At 49.4% G+C, this 24,613-nt stretch carries 20 protein-coding genes; 7 read left to right on the top strand and 13 right to left on the bottom strand.

The annotated features are described in order from the left end of the window. The first annotated feature begins 18 nt into the window (after positions 1 to 18). Positions 19 to 249, top strand: coding sequence for a hypothetical protein (locus IEW26_RS13935; protein ID WP_145403558.1), 231 nt, complete (start codon positions 19 to 21; stop codon positions 247 to 249). Here the strand turns inward: IEW26_RS13935 and IEW26_RS13940 are convergent. Beyond that, positions 246 to 1,916: a PucR family transcriptional regulator gene (locus IEW26_RS13940; protein ID WP_188592814.1), complete on the bottom strand. Its 1,671-nt coding sequence runs from the start codon at positions 1,914 to 1,916 to the stop codon at positions 246 to 248. The two genes, IEW26_RS13935 and IEW26_RS13940, sit on opposite strands and share 4 nt — an antisense overlap. A gap of 189 nt (positions 1,917 to 2,105) precedes the next feature. On the opposite strand from IEW26_RS13940, the gene ald reads away from it, so the two are divergent. Next, positions 2,106 to 3,239, top strand: a complete 1,134-nt coding sequence (ald, locus tag IEW26_RS13945) for an alanine dehydrogenase (protein ID WP_188592815.1) — start codon at positions 2,106 to 2,108, stop codon at positions 3,237 to 3,239. A gap of 150 nt (positions 3,240 to 3,389) precedes the next feature. Here ald and IEW26_RS13950 read toward each other — a convergent pair whose 3' ends face one another. After that, positions 3,390 to 4,307, bottom strand: a complete 918-nt coding sequence (locus IEW26_RS13950) for a RecB family exonuclease (protein ID WP_188592914.1) — start codon at positions 4,305 to 4,307, stop codon at positions 3,390 to 3,392. A 943-nt stretch (positions 4,308 to 5,250) separates the two neighbouring features. Here IEW26_RS13950 and IEW26_RS13955 point away from each other — a divergent pair. Then, complete coding sequence (locus IEW26_RS13955) at positions 5,251 to 5,934, top strand: serine/threonine protein kinase (RefSeq protein WP_188592816.1); 684 nt, start codon at positions 5,251 to 5,253, stop codon at positions 5,932 to 5,934. Positions 5,935 to 6,068: 134 nt separating this feature from the next. Here IEW26_RS13955 and IEW26_RS13960 read toward each other — a convergent pair whose 3' ends face one another. Next, complete coding sequence (locus IEW26_RS13960) at positions 6,069 to 6,965, bottom strand: helix-turn-helix transcriptional regulator (protein ID WP_188592817.1); 897 nt, start codon at positions 6,963 to 6,965, stop codon at positions 6,069 to 6,071. A 129-nt stretch (positions 6,966 to 7,094) separates the two neighbouring features. On the opposite strand from IEW26_RS13960, the gene IEW26_RS13965 reads away from it, so the two are divergent. Beyond that, positions 7,095 to 7,982, top strand: a complete 888-nt coding sequence (locus tag IEW26_RS13965) for a sugar phosphate isomerase/epimerase family protein (RefSeq protein ID WP_145403563.1) — start codon at positions 7,095 to 7,097, stop codon at positions 7,980 to 7,982. Positions 7,983 to 8,036: 54 nt separating this feature from the next. After that, positions 8,037 to 9,092, top strand: coding sequence for a Gfo/Idh/MocA family protein (locus IEW26_RS13970; protein ID WP_188592818.1), 1,056 nt, complete (start codon positions 8,037 to 8,039; stop codon positions 9,090 to 9,092). Positions 9,093 to 9,180: 88 nt separating this feature from the next. Here IEW26_RS13970 and IEW26_RS13975 read toward each other — a convergent pair whose 3' ends face one another. Beyond that, on the bottom strand, positions 9,181 to 10,512 hold the full coding sequence (locus IEW26_RS13975) for a glycoside hydrolase family 125 protein (protein ID WP_188592915.1): 1,332 nt from the start codon (positions 10,510 to 10,512) through the stop codon (positions 9,181 to 9,183). Positions 10,513 to 10,713: 201 nt separating this feature from the next. Here IEW26_RS13975 and IEW26_RS13980 point away from each other — a divergent pair, with 201 nt between their 5' ends. Further along, the gene (locus IEW26_RS13980; protein WP_188592819.1) at positions 10,714 to 11,775 is read left to right on the top strand and encodes a LacI family DNA-binding transcriptional regulator; all 1,062 of its coding nucleotides are present in this window, start codon (positions 10,714 to 10,716) and stop codon (positions 11,773 to 11,775) included. An 83-nt stretch (positions 11,776 to 11,858) separates the two neighbouring features. On the opposite strand, the gene IEW26_RS13985 is transcribed toward IEW26_RS13980, so the two are convergent. From IEW26_RS13985 to IEW26_RS13995, 3 genes are all read right to left on the bottom strand, one after another. After that, a complete protein-coding gene (locus IEW26_RS13985; RefSeq protein ID WP_188592820.1) occupies positions 11,859 to 13,451 on the bottom strand; it encodes a DUF4179 domain-containing protein in 1,593 nt (530 codons plus the stop codon). Next, positions 13,441 to 14,010 carry an RNA polymerase sigma factor gene (locus IEW26_RS13990; protein ID WP_188592821.1) on the bottom strand — a complete coding sequence of 190 codons (570 nt, stop codon included), beginning with the start codon at positions 14,008 to 14,010 and terminating at the stop codon, positions 13,441 to 13,443. The genes IEW26_RS13985 and IEW26_RS13990 overlap by 11 nt, the downstream gene beginning before the upstream one ends. A 194-nt stretch (positions 14,011 to 14,204) precedes the next feature. Then, the gene (locus IEW26_RS13995) at positions 14,205 to 14,720 is read right to left on the bottom strand and encodes a mismatch-specific DNA-glycosylase (RefSeq protein ID WP_188592822.1); all 516 of its coding nucleotides are present in this window, start codon (positions 14,718 to 14,720) and stop codon (positions 14,205 to 14,207) included. Positions 14,721 to 14,840: 120 nt separating this feature from the next. On the opposite strand from IEW26_RS13995, the gene IEW26_RS14000 reads away from it, so the two are divergent. Continuing rightward, positions 14,841 to 15,761, top strand: coding sequence for an AEC family transporter (locus IEW26_RS14000; RefSeq protein WP_111271606.1), 921 nt, complete (start codon positions 14,841 to 14,843; stop codon positions 15,759 to 15,761). Positions 15,762 to 16,464: 703 nt separating this feature from the next. On the opposite strand, the gene IEW26_RS14005 is transcribed toward IEW26_RS14000, so the two are convergent. The 6 genes from IEW26_RS14005 to IEW26_RS14030 all read right to left on the bottom strand — a co-directional run bounded on the left by IEW26_RS14005 (position 16,465) and on the right by IEW26_RS14030 (position 24,444). After that, positions 16,465 to 16,716 carry an RNA-binding protein gene (locus IEW26_RS14005; RefSeq protein WP_111271607.1) on the bottom strand — a complete coding sequence of 84 codons (252 nt, stop codon included), beginning with the start codon at positions 16,714 to 16,716 and terminating at the stop codon, positions 16,465 to 16,467. Between the two features lie 249 nt (positions 16,717 to 16,965). Further along, positions 16,966 to 17,520, bottom strand: coding sequence for a hypothetical protein (locus tag IEW26_RS14010; protein WP_188592823.1), 555 nt, complete (start codon positions 17,518 to 17,520; stop codon positions 16,966 to 16,968). 324 nt (positions 17,521 to 17,844) lie between these two features. Further along, positions 17,845 to 20,565: a polynucleotide kinase-phosphatase gene (locus tag IEW26_RS14015; protein WP_229729847.1), complete on the bottom strand. Its 2,721-nt coding sequence runs from the start codon at positions 20,563 to 20,565 to the stop codon at positions 17,845 to 17,847. Continuing rightward, positions 20,562 to 22,112 carry a methyltransferase domain-containing protein gene (locus IEW26_RS14020; RefSeq protein ID WP_188592824.1) on the bottom strand — a complete coding sequence of 517 codons (1,551 nt, stop codon included), beginning with the start codon at positions 22,110 to 22,112 and terminating at the stop codon, positions 20,562 to 20,564. The genes IEW26_RS14015 and IEW26_RS14020 overlap by 4 nt, the downstream gene beginning before the upstream one ends. Before the next feature lie 2 nt (positions 22,113 to 22,114). Next, complete coding sequence (locus IEW26_RS14025; protein WP_188592825.1) at positions 22,115 to 22,906, bottom strand: nucleotidyltransferase domain-containing protein; 792 nt, start codon at positions 22,904 to 22,906, stop codon at positions 22,115 to 22,117. A gap of 44 nt (positions 22,907 to 22,950) precedes the next feature. Then, positions 22,951 to 24,444, bottom strand: coding sequence for a TROVE domain-containing protein (locus IEW26_RS14030; RefSeq protein WP_188592826.1), 1,494 nt, complete (start codon positions 24,442 to 24,444; stop codon positions 22,951 to 22,953). Positions 24,445 to 24,613: the final 169 nt, after the last annotated feature.

Below are 24,613 nucleotides of genomic sequence, written 5' to 3' on the forward strand. Positions count from 1 at the left end.
CAGGAAAGGCGGATTTGTGTGAAAAAAAATCTCGATATCTGTTATTTGAGCAGACAACTTGACATTGATCCCAAACGGCTTGAGGCGTGGCTCGATCAACACGTACTCACCACTCCGGTTCAAGAGTTGGAACCCCAGCGGCGCTCCGGTCGTATGACGTCTCCGTATCGTCTCGCAGCACCTGCTTCTTTATCTCTGGCTCCCTCTGCGAACCAATCCATTCGTTACCGAGGACGCTTCTCGAATTAAGAGGACTGGCCCTCCCCGCCCTCAATCATGTCATTAGCAAGCAATGCCATCTCCAGACACAATCGTTTGTCCTGCTGCATGTAGTCGGGCCCCAGCAGTTCTTCCAGCTTTTCCAGCCGGTTGTACAAGGTCTGCCGATGAACGAACAGCTGTGCAGCAGCAGCTCGTTTACTTCCAAAATTCGAGAGATAAGCATGGAGTGTTTCGACCAATCTCAACTGATGGTTCCGATCATGCTCCATAAGCACTCCCAGGTGGTCCATTGCAAAGGATTGCAGTAAGGAAGGCGGCATTGCTTTTAACATTTGATATATACCCATACGATCATAGAAATGAACATGTTTCATCGGTTTGACCGACCTCGCCACTTCAATAACCTGATACGCCTCCTGAAGGCTGTGCTTCAGAGGAGTCAATTGATTACGCAGCCTGCCAAAGCCGGCATGAATTTCAACTTGCTTCAAGTTGGTCCCGGCAAAACGTTTGATATGCTGCGTAATGCCTTCCAGCACCTGCATTAGCTGCTGACGCGAGGAGGTTCGGGACTCTTCCTTGGCGCAGCAGAGATAGATCTGGTTATTTTTCAGCATGAGCAGGCTCGTCAGATGATTTTTCTTCAGCAATGAACGCAGCAGAACCAGAATATCCTGATGATTCGCTTCCATTCGCTCCCGTCCCGTTCCCTTCAGCCGATGTTCGATCTCCAGCACACCTCCCGCGAACCAGTACTGTCCCTTCACCAGCAACCGGAGCCCCATTCGTGTTCGTGCCTGCTCCTCCTGCTGAATATGACCATTCATCAGATCCTGTATCAGTTCATTCTGGCTGCGTACCATCTTCTCTTCAAGGAATTGAGTACGAAGCGTCAGTGCCGCCGCAGCTTTGGCTGTATAATCCAGCAGCAGCTTCAGATATTCCACAGCAGTCGCAGGATGCACTACCATGCCGATCGCCGAGAATACCTGACCAAAACAGACAACCGGATAACAAAGCAGTGCATGCTCCTCATCCATGTGAAACCAGAGCTCTGTAGCCGAATCGTTCAGATTAAGCTGCTCCACCTCCTGGCTGTACCAGCTGTAGATGGCCTGCTCCATCTCCGGGGCAAGTCCGGGCACAAAGCTGCCCGCCTCCATGGACGAAATGTACACAATTGGCTTGGATGCATACATATGCAGCAGTTCAAGCACCGCTGACATATCTGTGCTTTGCAAGGTGCGCTGCTGCAGTTCCCGGGAATAGGTCTCCAGGCTCTTCAACAACTGATGCTGGTGGTTAATAAGTAAAGAGTGAATATCCTGAGTAATCTCCACAAACCTTACCGGCTGCTCAAATACGATCAGTGGAAACTGATGCTCATTGGCAAGTTCGATCAAGGCTTCCGGGATGCCATCAATGCTCGTTCCAAATTCCACACATAAGCCCGCCGCTTCACGATGAATCAGCTGCATCAGATAGGCTTCGCGTCCATCCTCCGACTGAAGCCATAACCCTGTGGATAAAATAAGATCATGAGGGCTTACAAAAGGAGACACATTGGTAATTTCCAGAACGTGAACCCAACCCACCTGACGATCCAGGCCTTCTTGCCCTGCTGCAAGCCGTGCTCTTCCGAACACCGGACGTTCCAGAATATCTCTGACGGTAAATACACGGTCATTTCGCAAAGTCGATCCCTCTTAGTGTCATTTTTTCTTACATTATAATCCATGGACAGATGTCCTGAACAGGTTTTTTCGACAATATGTTGAGTCGTTATTTCAAAAGCTAGACATTATGTAAGGTGCAAAACGAGACATGGAGTCATAAACTTGTAGTATAAGCTAACAACCATTAAATGGACGAGGTGCATGGCGATGAGAATCGGGTTACCCAAAGAAATCAAAAACAATGAAAATCGTGTAGCGATGACTCCTGCCGGGGCGGCTGATTTTGTACGAGCCGGGCATCAGGTCCTTGTGGAGCAAGGTGCAGGGCTGGGCAGTGGATTTATGGATCAGGAATACGAAAAGGCTGGTGCGTTAATCGTCGAACAGGCCGCTCAAGTCTGGCATGATGCCGATATGATTCTCAAAGTCAAAGAGCCTCTTGCCAGTGAATACGGCTATTTCCGGCCAGGTCTGATCCTGTTCACCTATCTGCACCTGGCCGCAGAGCCTGCGCTTGCCCAGGCTCTGGTCGATCACCGTGTCACCGCTATTGCCTACGAAACGCTTGAAGTCGGCGGCTCTCTCCCGCTGCTTACACCAATGAGCGAGGTAGCGGGACGCATGGCTGCGCAGATCGGTGCGCAGCTGCTGGAGAAAACAGAAGGCGGCAAAGGCATTCTGTTATCCGGTGTGCCTGGCGTCAGCCGCGGCAGGGTCGTTATTATTGGCGGCGGTACGGTAGGTACCAATGCTGCCAAAATTGCGATTGGCCTCGGGGCAGATGTGACGATTCTGGATCTGAATCTGCAGCGTCTGCGCCAGCTGGACGATATTTTTGGCAACCAGATCCATACGCTTGTATCCAGCCCTTCCAATATTGCGTCCGCTGTCGCCGGGGCGGACCTGCTGATCTGTGCGGTGCTGATTCCGGGCGCCAAAGCGCCGAAGCTTGTCAGCGAGCAAGTGGTGAAGACCATGGCACCAGGGTCGGTTATCGTGGATGTGGCGATTGATCAGGGCGGGATCGTCGAGACCATTGATCATATCACCACCCACGATGAACCCACCTATGTGAAACATGGTGTCGTGCATTACGCGGTGGCGAACATGCCTGGCGCCGTGCCGCGCACGTCCACGGTGGCGCTGACCAACGCCACCCTGCCTTATGCGCTGCAGCTGGCGAACCACGGTGCAGCCGCCGCGATTCGCGGCAATTCGTCCATTCGCAGCGCAGTGAATGCGCTGAATGGACATATCACGTATGAGGCGGTAGCCCGTGATCTCGGGCACGCCTATGTTCCTGCGGGACAGGCGCTGGAGAATGCCGCCGCCGTCCAGTAGGCTCTTCTGGCCGTTCCACCTGGATACAACCGTGTCCAGACTGTGGAACGCATAGAAGCGCAGCGCCTGAAGGAGAATATCTCCGGGCGGTGCGCTTCTTTTTTTTGCATAAAGGCAAGGAAAAGAAAGGGATAGGATGCAGCTCACGCATTAGACAATCCGTTCACTGCATACCTCACGAAAATTGCAATCCCGACACGCCCGGTGTGAGGGCATCGGAGTGAAATAGGACATGTCCTTCGGGCGGTTGTAATATTCATCGGCTACACAGGAGCGCATCTCCTCAATATAGCGCCCCACGTTCTCCTCCACCTTGCGTATATCCTCTTCCGTTGCTATAAACTCCTTATGTTTGCCGGTCAGCAGGTACTCCACCCGAATCTCGATCTGCTCCAGCGGAACCCGGTAATGCTCTCTCACATAGGCAGCGTACAGCATTAACTGATCGGAGAAATCATCCTCCTTGCCCGTCTTCCAGTCTACTATGACAATGTTCCCGTTTCTGCGTCTGTACAACAAGTCCATTTTCACATACACGCGAGTGTCATGCAGCAGCATCGTATCCCATTTTTCAATCTCAAGAATGGAGGTGCTTGCACGGGACAGGTCTTCCCACGTCAGCGTCTGGTACAGATTGCGGGTGCACGCCCCGGCACGTTCCTTGATCGTTGCGACCCGGTCGCTTAACGTATCATCCCCATAATAAATTTCGGACAGCATCGTACGATTCTTCGGGTTGAGGCGCCACTGCTCGGGGTCCATCGACTCCTTATACGCCTGGTTCAGCAGATCACGCATCGTTTGCTCCAAAAAAGCTTCACGCGGCTTTGGCTTGCCATCCCCCCTGCTCCGCACTGCCGACTCACACATCCGGTGTGCGAGATCACCAAAGACCAGATACAAATTGCTCAGCTGCTTCAAACGGTACAAACGCACCTGCATCTCGTCAGCGGATTCTGTTTTCCAGCCATTGTGGGCACCATAATAATGATAATAATATTTGCGCAGGCACTCATCGAACATATTGGCCCGCGACTGCGAATAAGACCACTGCGGGTATTGTGCCATATGAATTCTGCCTTTCTGTATATCGGCTCTCTCCATGCCAGTTATCCATATCGTACCGGAGGCTCGGACTGTAGCTAGCACATCCATGCTTCATTGCTACCTCCCCCTGCTCTGCATAACATCGGGCTGGAAGATGCTTTTATTGCTCACAGTATAAAGCCCCGGCACGCATGCCGCAACCCGGCTTCCGTTATTTTCATCTGCTCGCAACCGTTTAGGTTGCAATCCGTATCGTTTATATAGTTACATCAGGATAAAGAAAGGTTAGAGCGTGTGAGGATGCTTGAGATGCTTGAGATGCTTGAGATGCTTGAGGTGGTTGGAGATGGTTGAGATGCTTGAAGATACTTGGAGAAGCAGCTCCCTATCGACCTTTGCCGCAGCGCTAACGATTCCTACAAAGCTTATTTGCCCTTTTTGGCGGGGTTTCGAAATCTAACGATTCCAGGAGACGCTATTCTACTGAATTTGGCCTATTCGAGGGTTAAAACGGGCACTTTTCCTGAAATAGCGTCACTACGATTCGTTACAATTTTTATGTGCCAGTTTGAAGCCAAATAAGGCGTCTCAGATTCGTTAGCGTGGTGCGACCGTCTAAGTTACTCGGGCTTGCTCACCTACATGGTGCTCACACGCCCAGTTACTCGGCTTGCTCACCTACTTGGGGCTCATACACCCAGTCACTCGGGCTTGCTCACCCTACTTGGTGCTCATCTACCCAGTTACTCGGCTTGCTCACCTGCATGGTGCTTATACACCCAGTTACTCGGCTTGCTCATCAACATGGTGCTCATACACCCAGTCACTCGGCTTGCTCACCTACTTGGGGCTCATACACCCAGTCACTCGGCTTGCTCACCTACATGGTGCTAATCACGACATTTTCACACAGCAGTATTCCATTAAAATAATGTACAGGCATATCCCAAAGGAGGCGCCACCCATGAAGCAGCCGGATTGGTTCCAGGCGGAAGCAGCATTACAACAGATTCAAGTCATCGGAAGCGATCGCAATGAGCTGGTACATATCATCGGCGAGGCAGCAGGAATTCAATGCATTGGTGTAGGTACGGATGCGGCTGTTTTTACGTATGATCGCTTGCCTCAGTATGCCTTCAAAGTATACTCGGATCATGCTTTAGATAAATTAAATAACGAAAAACACGTTTACACGCAGCTCCAGGGACTGCCCTATTTCCCGACGTATTACGGCAGTGGCCGGAACATGCTAGTCATCAGTTACGAACCTGGAGACACCCTGCTGGAATGTTTGGAAAAAGGAATCCCCGTCCCCGAGCAGGTTATGCTTGATGTGGACGCAGCACGAGAAGCCGTGCGTCAGCGTGGCTTGAATCCACGGGACATTCACCTTAAAAATGTCCTGCTCCAGCATGGACGCGGCAAAGTGCTTGACGTATCGGAGTATATTCAGGAGGGCAATGATCACCGCTGGGAGCATCTGGTGTGGGCCTATCACAACATTTATCCGCGCATCAAAGGCACACCTATATCCCCCCGGATGCTGCAAACAATCAAATGGGCGTATAACCAGCTGGATCAAGCCAATCTCAAAATGGAGGACCTTTCAAAAAAGGCAAACCGACTGCTCTCCCGATTTTTGAAATAAGCTGGCGGATCGCTGAGGACCACATATGCTATAATCGCAAACTGCTATACATCATGCCAACCAACCCGGGTTTCGCCCCCTACTAAGGGCTAGACTCGGGTTTTTCCTTGCTCGCCTTTAGTCTGTCCCACGGCTTACGCTTGTTTCATCCCCCGTGCCTGTGACGGGGTCATGCCCTTGTACTGCTTGAACAGCTTGGTAAAATAGTTTGCATTATCGCACCCGACTTGGGCAGCAATTTCAGTAACGGTAAGGCTGCTACCCTGCAGCAGACGCTCGGCTTCACTCATTCTGCATCCGTTCACGTATTCCACGAGGGTGCGTCCGGTCAGCTTTTTGAACATTTTGCAGAAATGATACACATTCAGCCCCACTTGACTTGCTGCCTCACTAACCGTCAATTTCTCCTGGGGATCAGCCTCGATCCGGGCAATTAACTGCTTGAACCGATCGCGGTTGGGAAAATATGCTCCGCCCGACCTGTCCCGCAGCTGATGCGGCATAAACGTCCGGGCCATCAAGGTAAACAGCGCATGCAGCTTGGATTTCACCACAAGTTGATATGCCGGAGGCTGCGTTGCCATCTCATCTACTGCTTCATCTAATAAAGAATAATAGGCCGCACAGGCCGCATTCTCTGCGGCTGGCTTCACCGGAAACCTCACACTGCCCTCCAGATACGGCGCAACATACTGCTCATGCACAGGGTCATTGGCAAAATCCTGGAACAGCGCACGATTCACCACAATGGAGTCGTAATGCACGTCTCCTTCATTCAATGCATAACCGACATGGAGAGCTCCCCCCGGAATGATAATGACTTCTCCTGCCTCGGCCTCATAAGGCCGACTGTCAATATGGAACACTGCTCTTCCTTTACGCATGATGATCCATTCAAAATGCTCATGCCAATGCAGGTACAGAATGCATTCCTCGATTTTTTTCCCGGAACAACGATTCTGGAAGAGCTGAAACGGATGTGATTTATGATCAATTCGCGTATCTTCATGAAGCGCTTTCAAGTCCAGCACGACGTTCTTCCCCCTCAACACAAAATCCGACTAATAAAGCACAAAATTGTTTAGAGCCATCCCGTAGCTGCACGGCTATAATGAGTGTGTCACGAAGACTATAAGCCAATATTGGAGTGAAATACAACTATGAATTCATTGATACGTGTTGGAACCCTTGTCGGCGGCCAGGATGCCGTTCGAGTGATTCCGCAAATTATGCAGCACGGTTTTGAATCCTTTAACCTGACGTTCTGGCAAACGACAGGCGACCTTGATCTCGCCGAGACGGCCAAACGTGTGCGCGACATCGTTGACGAACAAGGCATCGTCATTTCCGCTGTCAGTGTGTTCGGTAATCCGCTCACCGGGACGGGGGATAATGCCGATACCCTGGCAAGCTGGGAGCGGGTCATTGACCACGCACAGCTCTTCGGTGCAGATATCGTCTCCGGCTTCACGGGACGTTTGACCAACCAGCCGATTGACGAATCCATCCCTCGTTTCAAGGAAGTATTTGGTGAACTGGCACGACGGGCGGCAGACCGGGGTGTACGGATTGCTTTTGAAAATTGTGATATGGGTGGAACGTGGCAGACGGGTGACTGGAATATTGCGCATAATCCGACCGCCTGGGAGATGATGTTTAATGCTGTGCCTGATGAAAATGTCGGGCTGGAGTGGGAGCCTTGCCACCAGATGGTCAGCTTGATCGACCCGATTCCGCAGCTCCGCAAATGGGCTCCAAAAGTTTTTCACGTACACGGCAAGGATGCAACCATCGCCTGGGATATTGTGAAGCAGCACGGTGTGCATGGTCCGCATGAATTTGTTTGGCATCGCACGCCTGGCTTCGGAGACAGCAACTGGGCTGATATTATCACCATTTTGCGCCAGAACGGATATCGGGGCACCATTGATATTGAAGGCTGGCATGATCCGGTATACCGCGACGAGCTTGAGATGACCGGGCAGGTGCATGCACTCAACTATTTGAAGCACTGCCGCGGCGGCAGCTTTGTCCCAAACCCGGTGTAGAGACATAAACTATCCACCACATGAACATGAACATCTACGCAAGGAGTTGAACACATGACCAACACTTATCGGGTTATCATCGCAGGCTGCGGAGCCATGGCAAACACCTGGGCCGACTACGCCAAAGCACGCCCAGATACCGCCATCGTAGGGCTCGTTGACCTCTATGAACAAACCGCAGTGACGTTTGCCCAGCGGCATGGTCTGGAATGTCCTACGTTCACCAATATACGTGATGCGCTTCAAGCAACAGATGCCAACATCGTCTTCGATGTAACCATTCCTTCCAGCCATCATGATGTGGCCATGACCGCACTTCAAGCGGGCTGTCACGTCTTTGGCGAAAAACCGCTGGCAGAATCGTTCCCGGACTGCGCAGACATTGTGCAAACCGCCCGCAGTACGGGACGCATTCAGGCCGTGATGCAGAACCGCAGATTTGATCCGCGTATTCGCGCCTATCGTCAGCTGATCTCCAGTGGAGCGATTGGTCAGCCCGGATATGCAGGGGCCGATTTCTTCCTCGGACCGCACTTTGGCGGCTTCCGTGACCTGATGGACAGTCCGCTCCTGCTGGATATGGCGATACATACCTTTGACCAGGCACGCTATATTCTTGGCGCAAACCCGGTTTCGGTCTACTGCCATGAATTCAATCCCCCGGGATCGTGGTATAAAGGAAATGCGATGGCGCTGTGCATTTTCGAGATGTCTGACGGGTCTGTCTTCGATTATCGCGGGTCCTGGTGTGCAGAGGGTGTTCCTACATCCTGGGAAGCAAACTGGCGTGTAACGGGTGAAAAAGGAACCGCCATCTGGGATGGACACGACAACATCTATGCTGAAGTGGTAAACACACCTACGCTGGAGAACGATGGCAAGTTATCCTTCCTCCAGCGTAGTGAACGAATTGAAGCTGAGCTGCCGGTGATGGACCAAACCGGACACCACGGCTGTCTGGAGGAAATGTTTACTGCGCTCGAAGAAGGACGTCTGCCTGAGACGGATTGCAGTGACAACCAATACAGCATGGCTATGGTTCTCGCGTCCCTCGAAAGCGCACGTACCGGACAAAAGGTGCTGATCGCTGATCTGTTGCGAACGATATAGACACTGCTCAATTGTTGTATTCTAGAAGAAATGAGATATCACGAAAGCCCGGACTGCCATATTTGTGGACAGTCCGGGCTTTTAAGTTTTACTCATTTGCCGCCAAAATTCCTTTCTTTATCGCCTTATACACCAGCTGTGCAAACAAGCTGTTCGACCACGCAAACCAAGGTCGTGTAAACGTGTCAGGATCATCAGCGTGGAAGCCTTCATGCATGTAGCCTGTGCCCGCATCCGTCTTCTCCAGCAGCTCAATCATCGCCAGCATCTCCGCATCATTGTCTGCCGTTAGCCCTTGCATGGACAGCGCCATGTGCCAGATGTACCCCGGAGGTGTGTGTGGACTACCGATGCCTTTGGCAGCTGTACCTTCATAGTAATACGGATTTTCTTTACTCAAAATAAACCGCCGTGTGTTCTGGTACACCTCATCCTGCACAGAAACATATCCAATATACGGGATCGACATCAGGCCCGGTGTGCCCGCATCATCCATAAGACAGACATTGCCATAACCGTCCGTTTCATAGGCATAGATGAGTCCATACACCGGATGACGATATGTACCGTATAAAGCGATGCCGTGCCGGATTTCTTGCTCCAGCTTCGCCATACGGCTCACCAGCTGTTCATCCCGGAACACCCATCTCGCCATCTCCCCCATCTGGCTGAGTGTAACCGCGGCGAACATATTTGCCGGGATATTATAATGAAAATCACAGGCATCATCACTTGGGCGAAAGCCGGACCAGATCATGCCCGTATAGTTTACCGGCATCCCAAGCCCTTCATTGCGCAGTGTATCGTGAGCCGGACAGTTACGCCGCATGAACCGATACGGAGATTGCTCTGTATGCCGCTGCTCCGTTTCCCACAACTGCAATATCTGTTCCATGACCCTTTTAAAACGTTCATCAAAAATATCCGTAAGCTCCGTCTCACACCAATATGTATATGCGAGCTTCATCGAGAAACACAGGGAATCCAGCTCGAACTTCCGCTCCCACACCCAAGGCGACATATCTGTCTCATCATTGGCATCCCAGTGCCAGCCATTAGCTGTTTCATTGAATGCGTTCGCATACACATCCATGTCTGCATAAAAAGCATGTCGTTTAATCAAGCCTCCGATAATTCGCTGCAGCTGCGTGTCTTGCTTCGCAAGCGGCACATAATGCATGACCTGCTCGACCGAATCGCGCAGCCACATGGCGGGAATATCCCCCGTAATAACAAAGGTGGTACCGTCATCCAACAGCTTGGTCGTCGTCTCCAGTGTGTTCGGAAAACAATGGCGAAACTGTGCCAGCAGTCTTGGCCTGTGCTGTAATTGCTCATCCGCTTCAGCTAACACATCCAGGACAGCTTGAGGCAATTCAAGGTCAGGCATCGGGATTTTAGGTAATCTGAATTGTTCGATGGGAGTCCTCTCCGTTTCTGTGTAAACCGGTTAATCAACCTGTTTAGATTTTAAAATAATATTGTTATTTTTGTTATTATAATTTATAATAACGTTATCACCTGTAAGTGTACTTGTTCTATGTATGTACGTCAATTCACATTTCTTTCAGCTGTTCGTAAAAACAAGTCATTTATATGTCCTATTAAAAGGAGTAACGATATGTCTCGAAAAGTATCCATCCAGACGATGGCTGACCAGCTCGGATTGTCCAAATACGCCGTATCCCGCGCACTCAGCGGCAAAACGGGTGTCAGTGAATCGACACGTGCACGTGTGCTCGAGCTTGCCCGCGCGCTAGGCTATCGTCAAAATACACCAGGCTCGGCAAGCTATTCCCCAGGCCCGAATCCGGTTAATGCTGCCGAGCCCCCTTTCGTCCTGATCTGTATGAATCAGCTTAACCGGGGCGAGCCGCACTATTGGCAGCGTGTCCTGTCAGGCATCATCTCAGGGTGTAACGAGCAAGGCTGGCATCACGTTATTGTGTCCCCTTCGCTGGACATGCCCGGCAAAGACATCACACCTGAAAAAGCGATCGCACCTCATCTCGACTGGACACGCTGTGCCGGAATTATCGTTATGGGCGCTTTCCCGCATACCGTGCTGCAAACGCTGGCACAGACCGGTCGTCCCATGATTTTGGTCGATCATCAGGAGCCCCTGCTGAACTGTGATACGATCAGCCATGATAATCTGGAAGCAGGCATTACGGCAGCCAGATATCTCATGTCGAAGCAGTGCAGACGCATCGGCTTGATTACCGATGATGGACGTGCCGCCAGTTTTGCGCAGCGCAAGATCGGGATTGAGCTGGCTTTGAATCATTTTCATACCGAAGCGAGTGAAGCCGTTAGCTTTAAAACCTGGAATGTTGCCTATGAAAACGGGAGATGGGTAGACAAGCTTGCCGCTGTTATCGAGCGACTCCCCGTTGAAGAGCGCCCTGATGCGTGGATTGGCGCCAATGACGACATTGCCCTGCAATGGATGCACAGACTGCAACAGATGGGCATCTCCGTACCTGGGCATTGTCTCGTGATCGGGATTGATAATGTGTACACAGCAGCCACCTCCTCTCCCTCTCTGACAACAGTACATCTGTGCAAAGAGGAGCTTGGACAACGTGCCGTCGAAGCCTTGCAGCGCCGCATCGAGCGGCCTGGCACTCCGAAGGAAACCGTCATGTTATCAACCACGTTGATTCCGCGGGAATCGGCGTAAGGAAAGAAAAATGTAATTCATAACAAAAAGAAGACTTGAGCACACATCCATTAGCATGAATGGTTCAAGTCTTCTATCATTCATTATTGTTGTCCAGCCTTTTCCCATGGAAGGGTTGTATAGGAAGGCAGGTCTACAGACCAGTCTACATCCGTAATCATTTTGTTTATCGTTTTTCGCTTCATAGTAATCTGTTTGGCATCTGCCGGGAAGCCCATTATGAGCACCTCCATATCCATTGTTTTTTGGAGGTCGTCTTTATAAGTTCCAACACCTCCTCTAAACTCGACTTTATATTCTTTCCCCGTACCATCCAGAGCTGTCCAATCATCAGGAGAACCAAGGTCATTTTTCAATATTCCTTCCATATCCATCCTCAACTCGTTCTCTTTAGTTTCCTCATCTTTTTGGTACGTATACTTGGTAAAGCTGATTTGATCTCCGTTATCCTTTAACATGGCTTTATTTGTTTCTCCGCCCTGTTCAAGCTGAATTGTTACTTCTGCTTCTTCCTGTACAGGGAGACTGTAACCATCCAGAACAAACCTCAACTTTTTGGTATCAGGTGGAAGGTTTACATTGTCAGGTGTATCCGACCACCATAACGAGTGCTGCTTGGGATTAAACAGCCTCCCTTCAACCTTGGCCCGACTGTAATTAATACGATCCCCGATATAGCTGAGTGAGTCATCCGCATCATCCGTCTCGAAGTGATACCACATCCTAATATCCCGCCACCATTCTGGCCCCAGTTTTGAGATCATCTCCGCGTTTGGTGTAATATTCATATCCAGCCGAATGCCGTTTACGGTACGAATGAGCCTGCCCAGCTCGAATTCGAGTCCATCCTTTGTTGTATACGCTGCATCCTTGATGGTTTGATTGACTGCCATCTCCTTGCCTTTACGTGTGTCCACTTTGAATTGAAATTTCCAATCCAGATCAACTTTTTCTCGTCCAGACTTTCCGGTTTCCTTGTCTTCCGTACTGATGGTGATATGATCAGCTTCATTTTTCACGACAACTGTATCCGGTATGTCATCTTCAAAAAGAAACACATAATGTGCCAAGTTGGACGGGTCCCCCCCACTTCTGGCCTCCTTGGCAACCTTGTTACCCAGCAAATCCGTAACCGTGATTCCCCCCTCATCTAATGGCGCCTCTAGTGGAGCTTGCAGAAGCTTTCCATCAGGTCCCTTTTCAACGACAGTAATGATCATCCGTGAACCGTCAAATTGTACTTGCTTCACTTCAAAACTGTAGCCTTTGTCTTCGACCTTGATCTTCGGGTATTGGATCAAACCGAGCGGCTTGGAACGCAAATAGTCACCATACCATGTCCACTCAGACATTTCCTTCTCGTTCTTAAAAATCTCATCTTCCTGCTGCCAGAAAGGCGAGAACATACTCAGCACCTGATGTTTAAGCTTAGGCTGAGTCCAGACCGTCACGGAACCTGCCAGTAAAATACAAGCCGCAGCTGCCGATATGATTCGGCGTCTTTTCCGCTGCCTCATTCTTTTTCCATGATCAGTGATAACAGGCTCTTGTTCTCCATGCTCCATTTCCACATGTTCAATCTCCTTCATTACGTTTTCTGTAAAATTAAAATCCGGCGTTTCCTGAAACAGCTTTTTCTCCCACTGCACTTCCTGTTCCGTCGGTTTAGACTTCATAAGACCACTCCCCTCCTGTCCGCTTCAGCTGCTTTTGAAGGCTCTTTTTGCCTCGATACAATGCGTTTCGAATTTGGGCAGCACTCATGCCCGTAACCTCGCCAATCTCTTCATAACTCAGTTCATTTGTATATTTGAGAAGCAGCACCAATCTATAGGACTCCGGCAATTGCTCTAAGTGGCGATAGATTTCACGTTTCATTTCTTTCTGCAATACCTGCTTCTCGGGCGTCAGCTCTTCTACCCCTTGTGAATAAGGCTCTTCAGTCGTATTCGTAATTGTTGATTTAAAACTCCGCACGTGATCCCTCATCACGTTCACCGCAATGGTATACACCCAGGCCGCGAAGCTGCTTCCCTCTCTCCTGGTCGGCAGATAGCGATAGATTCGAATAAATGTATCTTGCGCGAGATCCTGGGCATCCGGGTGACTTGCGCCCATTCCGCGCATAATGCCGTAGACTTTATTTTTATATCGATCCACGAGCACACTGAATAGCTGTTTGTCCCCATCTATAATGCGCTGAATCAGTTCCTCCTCGGGTACCAGATGTGTCATGTAATCCTCCTTCTCTACAGCGTCCATGCATGGTTCTGTACTATATAGACGGAAGCCGTCTCCGAATCTTCTCACTTGATCTGAAAAAAAAGAATCCACCCTTTCCAGCCATCGCTGAACGGGTGAACTCACATAATCGCAGAACGGTTGAACTCATTATACGAAGCTATTTCCAGTCATTGCAGAGAACCTTCTCATTGTCCGCCGTTCTTCTCCGCCACAAAATCCGCAAGCTTGACATAAATATCCACAATCTCCTCCATTGACATACGTACAAGTCCGCTGGAGGAAGGAGCAACAAACTCCTGAATTTCCTTCACGATCGGGTCATCCTGGAAGCCCCATTGCACTTTAGTTCGTTTGCTGTACTGAGTGTACACACCCTTACCTACAAAACAAGCGATATCCGGTCGATACGTCTCCAGCTTTTTCCGCAAAATCTCGCGTCCTTCTGCATACTCTTCCTTCGTAATATCCTCAATCCCTTTGGTTGGACGAGCCACAATGTTGGTAAAACCGTACCCCAGCTTTAGTAATTCTCCATCCTCCGTTGCATCATATAGACGTGGCGTTAGCCCCGAACGCTCCAGAATACGCCAGAAGCGATTGCCTTTATACGCATAATGGTGGCCTGTCTCTCCTGAGGTAATGCTTGGATTAAAGCCAATAAACAGAATAGATAAACCTTTATCCAGATGATCCGGGATCATGGTGCAACACCTCCTGAACTTTTTTGACCAAATTCTCTTGCTGTTGTGTATAAAATGATATAATGGGTGAAGTGTTTTTCGCAAAGATCTGAAATTTTCATGAAAAAGGAAGTTGAACCGATGATTGCAGACATCATGTTAGAAGTCGTCCTGCCCGTCTTTCTCCTGATCGCTGTCGGGTCCTGGATGCAAAAGGTGTTCAAGCTGGACTTGTACACTCTCGCCAAAATCAATTTCTATTGTATTACCCCCGCAGCCGTCTTTATGAGCATGTATCACTCCAATATGTCAGGCGAGCTGTTAGGTACAGTTACTCTATTCTATGCGATCTATGTACTCATTCTCTATATTATAGGCTCTGTTGTTACCCGCTCATTCCGTATGAACAAAGGCATGAAAGCCGCTTTTAATAATAGCATTATGCTGGATAACGCAGGAAACTATGGCCTGCCGATCAATGCACTGGTATTTCGTGGTGACCCGCTGGCCTCCTCCATTCAGGCATTGGTCATGTCCCTGCAGTCTTTACTCACCTTCACCTACGGGGTGCTGTCTATCCAAGGGGCGAAGCTCAAAGGAAACTATCGCGCGGTAATTATCGGTTTTCTGAAAATGCCTGTACCGTACGCGTTGCTGCTCGGTATTTTGTTTCAAGCCTGGAAGCTGCCCTTGCCTACGTTTCTATCCATGCCGCTTACCTATGCACAGCAAAGTATGGTTGCCGTCGCTCTGCTGACACTTGGAGCGCAAATTGTGAAATATCCCATCCGCTTATACCGTCTTGATGTGTATATTAGCACATTACTGCGTCTGCTGGTTGGTCCGGCAATCGGAATCAGCATCGTGCTGCTGCTTGGACTACAAGGTGTAGCGGCTCAGGCGCTCATTATCGCCTCAGGCATGCCTACAGGGGTCAACTCCTCAATTCTTGCAGAGGAATATGATAACGAGCCTGATTTTGCTGCACAGACTGTACTGATCTCGACTTTGCTTAACATTATTACAATTACAGCTCTGATCTCGTATGCCAAAACGTTCTGAAAGTATAAGCCCACATTCCTAATTCGGATTTGTGGGCTTTTCTCATTCGGCTTCATGCTTCTCGGGTACAGGAATAAAGTCTTACGGCAAGCTCTTATATAACCCGACCATAGAACTGTTTCGCGCGTCAAACCCCTATTATCCATTGCGAAAATACGTTTCGCATCTTAAAATAATTGGGTAATCATTCATGGAAGGTTGTTTATACTCGCCACTTCAATGACAGAATTATTCTACATAACATATATATTCTTCATGAAAAGTGAGTTGGTTGGAGTTACTATCAATAATATCGGGCAACCCGTACCTAGGTTATATCGTTTCACTCTTTTGGATCGATCGCATGTTGATATGTCTACTTACCACCTTCTAACTAATCAACAATTTACAGACGGTGCGAAAAAATTACGTACAGCCTGGTCTCAAAATAAACATCGTAAGATGGAAAAGTAATATTAATTCGAGTATATGAGACCGTATTGAAAACAATCATATGTTATTTCATTAAAGTTGAATTGTAGAGCCTATGTCCAACATCGCTTCGCAACCCCTGTCTCTAATCCTTAAACATATATCTAACACAAAGAAGTCCAAGTGCAACGATTCAACGCTGCGCTTGGACTTCTTCTATGTTACACCTGGTCTGATGTTATCTCAATGGTCTGACAGCCTTCCTGCTATAGGACCTGCAATCAGCTATCAGCTACGTCTCCACTGTGGTTCGTTCCGGAAACTTGCCGCCTTCTCTGAATAAACATCGCACCAGCCACTGAGCCGCACGATTAAAAAAGAAACTTGGACTAACACCGTCCACCTGAACAGGCTCCAATTCCTTTACACTTTCCTTTATTTTGTTCATCTCAATAAGGCCCATCTTCCGCTCATCCGGTCCGAATCGATAAATAACCTTTTCCTCGTCTTCCGCCTGTTTTACCAGAAAAATCATTGACGCCATACAGGTTACCCCCTATCGTTACTTTGTGAGATTCCAATGCTTCCCTTTATAATTATTACCCACAATACCAGGATTGGATATAGGCCTTTGGTTCATTAGCCTAATCCAAACATCCCAACTTTCTCATGAAGGAATGGGGCCCTTTAGGCCCCATTTTCATCATAGCGGCTGTAATCCCACCCGCTGTTCCGTTCAACAACAGCAGCCGACAGATATTTAAAATTGTTATTAATTCGTTGATATAAGAAGTTAATCACATGATTTTGTTGAATTATTTTCCATATTCACAAGCCAAGGAAACCGTTCCTTATGCGTATATACTTCTCTGGCGTTCACAATGGAAGGAATCACATCCTCGCCCTTATAAAATACTCTGCCCGCTACCTTCTCAATAGGTACATGATAGGAAATACGCAAGGCCCGCATCAGTACAGGCTCCAGCAGCATGACGTAATAACTGATCTGCTTCATCTCCGCGTAGTGCACGATTGCCGACAATAAATCTGCAACATATCGCCCCCGATAGGTAGACAAAATAGCCAATTTATCAATCTCTGCAACGCAGCCCACTTCGTCCTTAATCGAGGGATGCTCCCAAAACGGACCCATTTCGTTAATGAGACTTTCAGGGGTATACGGTTTGATCTCAATCGAGCCGACATAATGGCCTTCCTCTGTAATCACCACGTATCTTTCCAGAAACTTCTCTGAAAACTCAATTTCAAATCCCTTTTCTGTCCACACCGTTGTCCAGATTCCATTAAACATCGCATACTCCAATTCATTTTCCACACTTTTAAACATTCGCTTCGCTTCCTTTCCAAGTCGGTTAGATTGAAATCCCGCTAATGTATGGGTGCATACAAAAGCTGAGATTTAGAAGAAAATACCGACTTTAACTGCAATAAACAAGGAAAAAAAGCGACAGCAAAAGCGTTTGTTTGTTTAAATGCAAACAGCAAAAAAAGGGATATCTTATGAATGAATCATCATCCATAAGATATCCCCGTTCAGGCCTCTAGATAATTTGAACCAAAGAATTTACACAAGCCCCTCCGATGACAGAATAACCTTCCAATCGTATTTCTACATTCATTTTCCCGGTCATCCTGCACTCCATAACATGGCTTACAACCGAGGATCGACTCGTTCCGATTCAAGGGAAAGCGCAGCGAGTACACATTCATGAATCCGCTCGATGGATTCGCCACGTACAAAACGTTCGATGCCTTCCATGCCAAGAGCACTCTCTAGCAGTGCATGTCTCTCCTTTTTGGACGTTTTGCGTTTGCGAAGCCGAGATACATGCTCAGGAGCCAAATAATCCATGCCATAGATGATATGCAAATAAGCACGTCCTCTAACTTTCAGAGCAGGCTGTATCATTCTGCCACCGTTCCAGCTGCGGAACGTCTCAGGTTTGATCACAATGCCCTCATGCCCCTCAGCTGTAATCTCCTCCCACCAGCGAATAATCTCTTCATCATCTGCTTCATCCGCAATGACACGGTATTCTGTTTCTATGATGAGCGCACACATTTGAGCCAGCTCACGGTTCTGTTCCATATGCCACTCATGTGTCTTCTCCCAGAACGTTCCTGTGCTATGTGCCAGTGTGTGGAAGGGAGCAATGCTAATGTCACCAATATCGTTCACATCCCAGCAATAATATTGAAACACATCCCGGAATGTCCGGGCATTCTCCAGCTTAACCTCCGTTTCCAGCAACCAGTCTGCAACATTACGGCCTGCGTTCGCTGCCTCACGTATTTTGTCCTTCACAACGCTGCGATCCATTAGTGCAGCTTCAGCGACATGGGCATATTGAGAGGCAATAAGCTCCCTTGCTTTCAGGTTCCAGGGTACAATCTCGGCATCCAGCAGAACAAACTCCGTCTGATGTCGGTCAAAATAACTGCCTGCGATCAAGTCCGCGTGTAATCTGGCGAGCACCTCTTGTTCGGTCGTGGGGTCAAAAAAGGCTCTGCCTGTACGAGTCACGATGCTGCCCAGCAGCGGGCGGCCCACTCGCTGGATCGCAGCCTGCTCGTCGCGAAACAGGAGGAGCACGGCACGGCTGCCCATATGTTTTTTCTCCGCAACCATCCGGGTCACGCCCTGTGAACGATAGTAACGGAATGCATCCTGTGGATGCTCCATGTACCCTTCTACAGAACATTCACCTGGCGGCGGGCTCATCGTTGGCGGAATATAGACCAGTTCCTCCAAGGGAACCGTATAATGTGAAAATGTATCCAGCGCCGTCTGCGCGAGCTCTCCCTGTACAGTTACGTTCAGCCGTGATTCCGTCTGAACGGTAAATCCATCCTTGAACTTGCGAATATTTGGCGGTGCAAAGCGCTGCTGCTCCCAGCGTTTCAATGGACTTTCTGCATCCCCGGCATAATCCTGCTTCGCCTTTACGCTAACCGATTCACGTTCCGGCATTCTCCAAGCCGTCAGCATACCGCCAAATACAACACCCTGATCAATATTGACCGTATCATTCACGATCATAGGATATGGCCTCGGATCATGGCCCCAGACGATGCATTCACCAGAGTTGTGATCTACGTACCAATCCTTGCGCACCGGCCGCCCCTTCTCATCCGTACCTTCTACATCCCCATACCGACAATAATCCTGAATACGCCTGGACTGCTTGCCAATAAAATGATCCCGAATCCCGGCATGAGCGACGACGACCTGTCTTACGCCATTCCGTGTAAACACCAGATGCGACGGCGCTTCCAGCAGAAAATGCTTTAATGACTCCCTTACTTGCTTGGCTGCAGCGCTGCCTTGTACTTGTTCAAGCTGAAGCAATTCAGCCTCGACTCGTTCATCGCCATGACTTAATGTGACGCCACGACCGTCCAGATAACGCGCAATCTTCCAGCCGTGATTACTGTCAACCATATAAGCAAGACGAGCGGCACAATGCTGCTGCCAGAAAAGCAAACATTTCAAGGATTCCGGTCCGCGACTGCTTACATCCCCGACAGAAACGAGCCTTCGCCCCTCGGGATGGCGAAACATGCCGTCCCCTTGCTCATCCACATACCCCAGACGATGGATGACTTCCATCATCTCTTCATAACAGCCGTGGATATCACCAATAATATCAATGCCTGTGCCTATATCGATCATTAACGGATTTGCTGTACGGACAAAGGATACCGGGTAGGGATGCTTCAGAATGTAGCTTGCATCAAAGCCTTCATCACGAATGGAACGAAGCGTACGTCTGAACTGCTGCACCTGCTGTTTTACCCGCTGACGTCCTCTCGGATGCTTGCGCTGATCATCTCGCTCAAGTAGCACCTGCTCCGGCACATCCAATACAACCGCAATGACTGGCACATGTGCTTTGCGAGCAAGTTGAATCAACCGTTCCCGATCCTCTGGATACAGATGTGTTGCATCCACCCAGGTGAGCTTGTTCAGACGACAGCGAGTTGCAATTATGGCTTCCATAGCTTCAAATGCTTTCGCTGATACCTGCTGATATTCCGCAAATATCACATCCGCTTCACTGCGGGCACGATGCTTCCATTCTATATATTCGTCGTCTCCTATCAGCATGCGAAACTGATCGGATGAGACGATCTCTGTTGAACGAATGACTTCTTCAGCTGCGAGCCTTTCCAGCATAGTGCTTTTGCCGCTGTTGGACGGACCAACCAGCACAACAATGCCTGCATAAGGCAGATGAATCTCCCGATGTCTGCCCTGGTCTCTGTTCTGCTGCCTTTCCGCTGTCCTGCTTTCTGAATGCCGATTCCTTTGTTCTGATGTGGCGTTTGAATGCATGTCATTGTTCGCACCCGTTTGTTCGTCTCGTTTCATGCTTGGTCCTCCTTTCTTCGTGAGAATTTTACGAGCTGTGTCGGTTGACCGAAGCCTTCCTTATGCTCACCGATTCCACTGATCTCATAAGCATAATCACCCTTCTCCGCCCACTGTGCGCAGCGCATGCTGAATTGCTCACGTGTCCATTCAAAGCGGTGATCCTGGTGGCGCAGCTGCTCCTGCTCCATCTCATATACTTCGTTGTATTCCTTGTTTGGCGTAGTAACCAGCAGCACCTCAGGTCGATATTCATTCAGGATTGTATCCATAATGCGGTCCAGACGATATTCCTCAACGTGCTCAATCACTTCACACAGAATCATGACATCCATATGCTGCATCTGCTCGTCAAAATAAAACAGGGAACCGAGCATCACCTCTGGCACAGCCTTGACTCCGGCCCGATCCTGCAGCCTGGCAAACCGTTCCTTGGCCCGCAGACGTGACTGGCCTGAAGGCTCAACCGCGGCAATCATTTCTACGCCCGGAATGTAAGCAAGTCGTGCAGAAAGCTTGCCTTCCCCAGCCCCCATATCAACAATGCGGCGTTTGTTCGACAGGGAGGCTACAATATCTGTGATGGCTCGGTAACGGAGCTCATTTAACCGTACAGGTGCTGTGTCAGGCGAAAGTGCTCCTGTATCTGTATCTGTATCTGTATCTGTATCTGTATCTGTATCTGTTTCTGTTTCTGTTTTTGTCTCTGTCACCCTGTCTTCACCTGCACCGTCATGCCCAAGCGTTTCAGATTCCGAATTTAATCGTCTCTCCCGGTTGCCATCCGCCACTCCCGCCTGTGCAGTTCCAGCGTCTTCAACAGTCAGCGCTCCATGCTTACGCTCATATGTGCGGATCAATTCGGCAAAATGAAGTGTACGTCTAACGATAAGCTCTTTGAGCGGATGCGTGTCTAACCAACCTTCGCCATAACGTTTAATTTTATCAATCTCATCCTCACTAATGAAGTAATGCTTGTAGTTATCCAATACCGGAATCAGCAGGAACAGCTGACGCAAAGCCTGTTGTATCGTTTGTTTGCCACGCAGTGTGATGTGACGAACCGTGCTTCTGTTTTTCAGGTCAAAAGAATACGCCGACTCTCCACGCTCCATCGCAACGTCATACCCCAGAACCGAGAACAGCTCCTCCACCACACGGTCGGGCAGATCAGAAGCTACCGGGCCAAATGTCAGCTCCAGTTCAAACACATGATCCACCCACTGCGTATAGTCTTCCTTCGGCTTGCCATTCAAAGCGGTTCCCAGAGCCGAACGTATGTAGGAGCAAAACAGGCTGCTGGTCACAAATTCCCGGTCATTAATATACTGCGTAATGTCGTATCCATCCGGCGTACCTCTGACCAGATCAACCGGGTCGGGCTCGGCGTGAATCAATACCTCTGTCTCTTGCTCACCAACCTTGGTGTATACCATGCGTACACGTACGCCCTTGTCTGTTCGGTCATACAAATTATTCGGATTTTTGGCGAGCAGATGGGATACATAGCCTGCCCCCTCCCCGCTCGCTTTTATGATCAGATGCATGTTTACCAAACCTCCTGTACAGCCGTGCGGAAAATGAAATTCAATGCTTCAACTTCTACCGAATCCTGACCTGACATTTCAACAGCAAGCTGCTCTACATGTGCAATCTGAGCTGTCAGATATGCTTGGATGGCTGGAAGCTGCGGCTCCAGGTCCATCTCATCTCCGGCCTTTTTCCTTCTTAACAGCTCATGAATCTCAGCATACAGTGGTGTGTCCACAGGGATCAGAGCCTCTACCAGCTCCTCAAACTCCATTGGCGGCATGCTCTCATACCGTTCGATCCAGACGCAAGCCAGCAATGGCCGGAGCACATAGAAGTATTTCTTGATCTTCACCTGTTCGCCCTGCAAGTAATCCCGAAAGTTACCCTTGGCCATGTTCAGATAATGATACATACACGATTTCGGTGAGAACGTCAGCGGAGACAACGCCCGAATCTGTTCTGCCACGTTATATCGCTCATCATACTGAATCGGAGACTGCAGCCACTCCAGCAGCGGCGGGTTGGACTTGCGGAACAGCTTCAGCGCCTTGCGTATATCCCATCCGTTGATATCCAGCTGGTCGCTGATTGGTCGTTCAATGACATCCCGCTGATCTTCAATCGACAGATACCATTCAAGGGGCCTGACATAGATAAAACGCACATCGTAATCACTATCCTGTGAAGGAAATCCCCACGCCCGGCTGCCTGACTCACAAGCGTATACAATGCGAACCTGCTCCTCCTGTTCAATCTGTGCGAGCTGTTTCGCAATGATTTCTCTCATCCTTTGATCAACACCCGTCATGCCTGCTCTCCTCCTTCTCTTTCCCATATCCCAAACTCTCTATTTTATAACGGCATTTCCCGAACTCGCTGTGCAATGGTCTCATATCCAGTTACGGTCTCGGCAATATAGGTCAACACGGTTTCACTCCAGCCATAGATATAAAAGGTCTGACCATCCCGCGGCGGAACCATGGCTTGCCGGTAAGGGCTAATATCTACAATAAATGCCTGGAGCTCCGGATTCATCAGGCGTCGATAACGTTCAAGCTCTGCGTAAAATGGAATGCCTTCATTCTGCTGCTCATCTGTAATCATAATGATACGGTCTACCCTTTCCTCAGCCTCACGCAGCTCTCGTACAGGTCGTCCGGTGTCGGTTCCGCCTTTCACCTGAATCCGGTACGCCTGAGCCAGGATGCCCTCATCCAGCTTGGGATGGGCATCCTCAACCTGATGATCAAATAACCAGAACAGCGAATTGCCCTTGGTTTGTTTGTAAAGCGCCAGCGCGAGCACCGAACCGATGCGTAAATAGTCTCCCTGCATGGAGCCCGAGCGATCGAGGAAAATGGCTGTTCTGCCCGGAAGCGGCGGCAGATTGTGAATCGACATCTCTACGGTCTGCTGCAAGGCTTCCCGCAGTCCCGCATGCTGTACAGTCTCATACGCTTTGACAAAGCGAAAAGGCAAGATACGCGATTGACGCAGTGCTTCAATATCGTTTAAACGGCGTGTGACGTAATCGACATTTTTCTTTTTTTCAAAAACACCCGCACGATCCATTGCATTCAGATGGCGCAGCAGCGCAAACATTGGCATCTGGAGCATCAACGCTTCCCATACAGAACGTGTCGGCTGAAGGATAGAAGTCACAACGGAATACGGCAGCTTGCCTTTCTCAATCTGATGCAGCTGACTGGCCGGGTTACGAGTCTTTTTCAGCTTGTGCAGCGCCTGTAGTTGAGGCAGTTTTGTCAGATCCGTCTCATGTCCACGCAGATAACGGAACAAGGCTTGTCGCTTTTCATCCTTTGGTTTGGGATGTGTGGTGGCGACCATATCACCCAGACTGTACCCGCGCCCGCGTCCATTATACTTGATCACCCAGTATTCACTGATTTCATTCAGAAAATGACTGACCTGCCGCTTCACTGCACGCCCTCCCTGTCCGCGCCCGCTTCCTCTCAGAATGGTCAGAAAGTCCGCCAGATCGGCAGGTGTCTTCACCACATGCGAGAACACCTGCGCGAACGGCTCCGCAGCGATCCTGGACAATACCGCCAAGCCATACAGCGGCTGTAAACGCATGAATCCTTCGTTCCGGGCATACACCAGCGCCCTCGCCATAAAATCTGCATCCAGCTCTGCCATCTCCTGGTGACTGCTTGCCGCTTCCTGCATCAGCAGCTGTTCATCGGCATAAAACGTATTATTCATCGTGTTTGTCATCAGCATCTGAATGTATTGTTCCTCTACCAGCCGCACATAAGCGTCATATCCGTCATGATTGGATACGGCTCGCTTATTAGAATCAAATAATGATTTTGCTCTGCTCACCACACAACACCTCCCTGTATGAAACTTCTCTCCAGCTTTATCTCTTGCAATATTTAAGTTCGATATGCTTCAAACGCTATCGTCAATGCGTTAGATTTAATGCAAAGATTCCGAGGAAAAAGGGGGGAAGGTTATACCTGCTCTACCGCTGAGCTACACCGCCATGAAC

Source organism: Paenibacillus silvae (assembly GCF_014639235.1).
Taxonomy (GTDB): Bacteria; Bacillota; Bacilli; order Paenibacillales; family Paenibacillaceae; genus Paenibacillus; species Paenibacillus silvae.

Bases quoted from the DNA above. Each gene is read 5' to 3' on its own strand.
- ald (WP_188592815.1), top strand. From the start codon at position 2,106: ATGAGAATCGGGTTACCCAAAGAAATCAAAAACAATGAAAATCGTGTA.
- IEW26_RS13950 (WP_188592914.1), bottom strand. From the start codon at position 4,307: ATGGCACAATACCCGCAGTGGTCTTATTCGCAGTCGCGGGCCAATATG.
- IEW26_RS13955 (WP_188592816.1), top strand. From the start codon at position 5,251: ATGAAGCAGCCGGATTGGTTCCAGGCGGAAGCAGCATTACAACAGATT.
- IEW26_RS13965 (WP_145403563.1), top strand. From the start codon at position 7,095: ATGAATTCATTGATACGTGTTGGAACCCTTGTCGGCGGCCAGGATGCC.
- IEW26_RS13970 (WP_188592818.1), top strand. From the start codon at position 8,037: ATGACCAACACTTATCGGGTTATCATCGCAGGCTGCGGAGCCATGGCA.
- IEW26_RS13980 (WP_188592819.1), top strand. From the start codon at position 10,714: ATGTCTCGAAAAGTATCCATCCAGACGATGGCTGACCAGCTCGGATTG.
- IEW26_RS13985 (WP_188592820.1), bottom strand. From the start codon at position 13,451: ATGAAGTCTAAACCGACGGAACAGGAAGTGCAGTGGGAGAAAAAGCTG.
- IEW26_RS13990 (WP_188592821.1), bottom strand. From the start codon at position 14,010: ATGACACATCTGGTACCCGAGGAGGAACTGATTCAGCGCATTATAGAT.
- IEW26_RS13995 (WP_188592822.1), bottom strand. From the start codon at position 14,720: ATGATCCCGGATCATCTGGATAAAGGTTTATCTATTCTGTTTATTGGC.
- IEW26_RS14000 (WP_111271606.1), top strand. From the start codon at position 14,841: ATGATTGCAGACATCATGTTAGAAGTCGTCCTGCCCGTCTTTCTCCTG.
- IEW26_RS14005 (WP_111271607.1), bottom strand. From the start codon at position 16,716: ATGGCGTCAATGATTTTTCTGGTAAAACAGGCGGAAGACGAGGAAAAG.
- IEW26_RS14010 (WP_188592823.1), bottom strand. From the start codon at position 17,520: ATGTTTAAAAGTGTGGAAAATGAATTGGAGTATGCGATGTTTAATGGA.
- IEW26_RS14015 (WP_229729847.1), bottom strand. From the start codon at position 20,565: ATGAAACGAGACGAACAAACGGGTGCGAACAATGACATGCATTCAAAC.
- IEW26_RS14020 (WP_188592824.1), bottom strand. From the start codon at position 22,112: ATGCATCTGATCATAAAAGCGAGCGGGGAGGGGGCAGGCTATGTATCC.
- IEW26_RS14025 (WP_188592825.1), bottom strand. From the start codon at position 22,906: ATGACGGGTGTTGATCAAAGGATGAGAGAAATCATTGCGAAACAGCTC.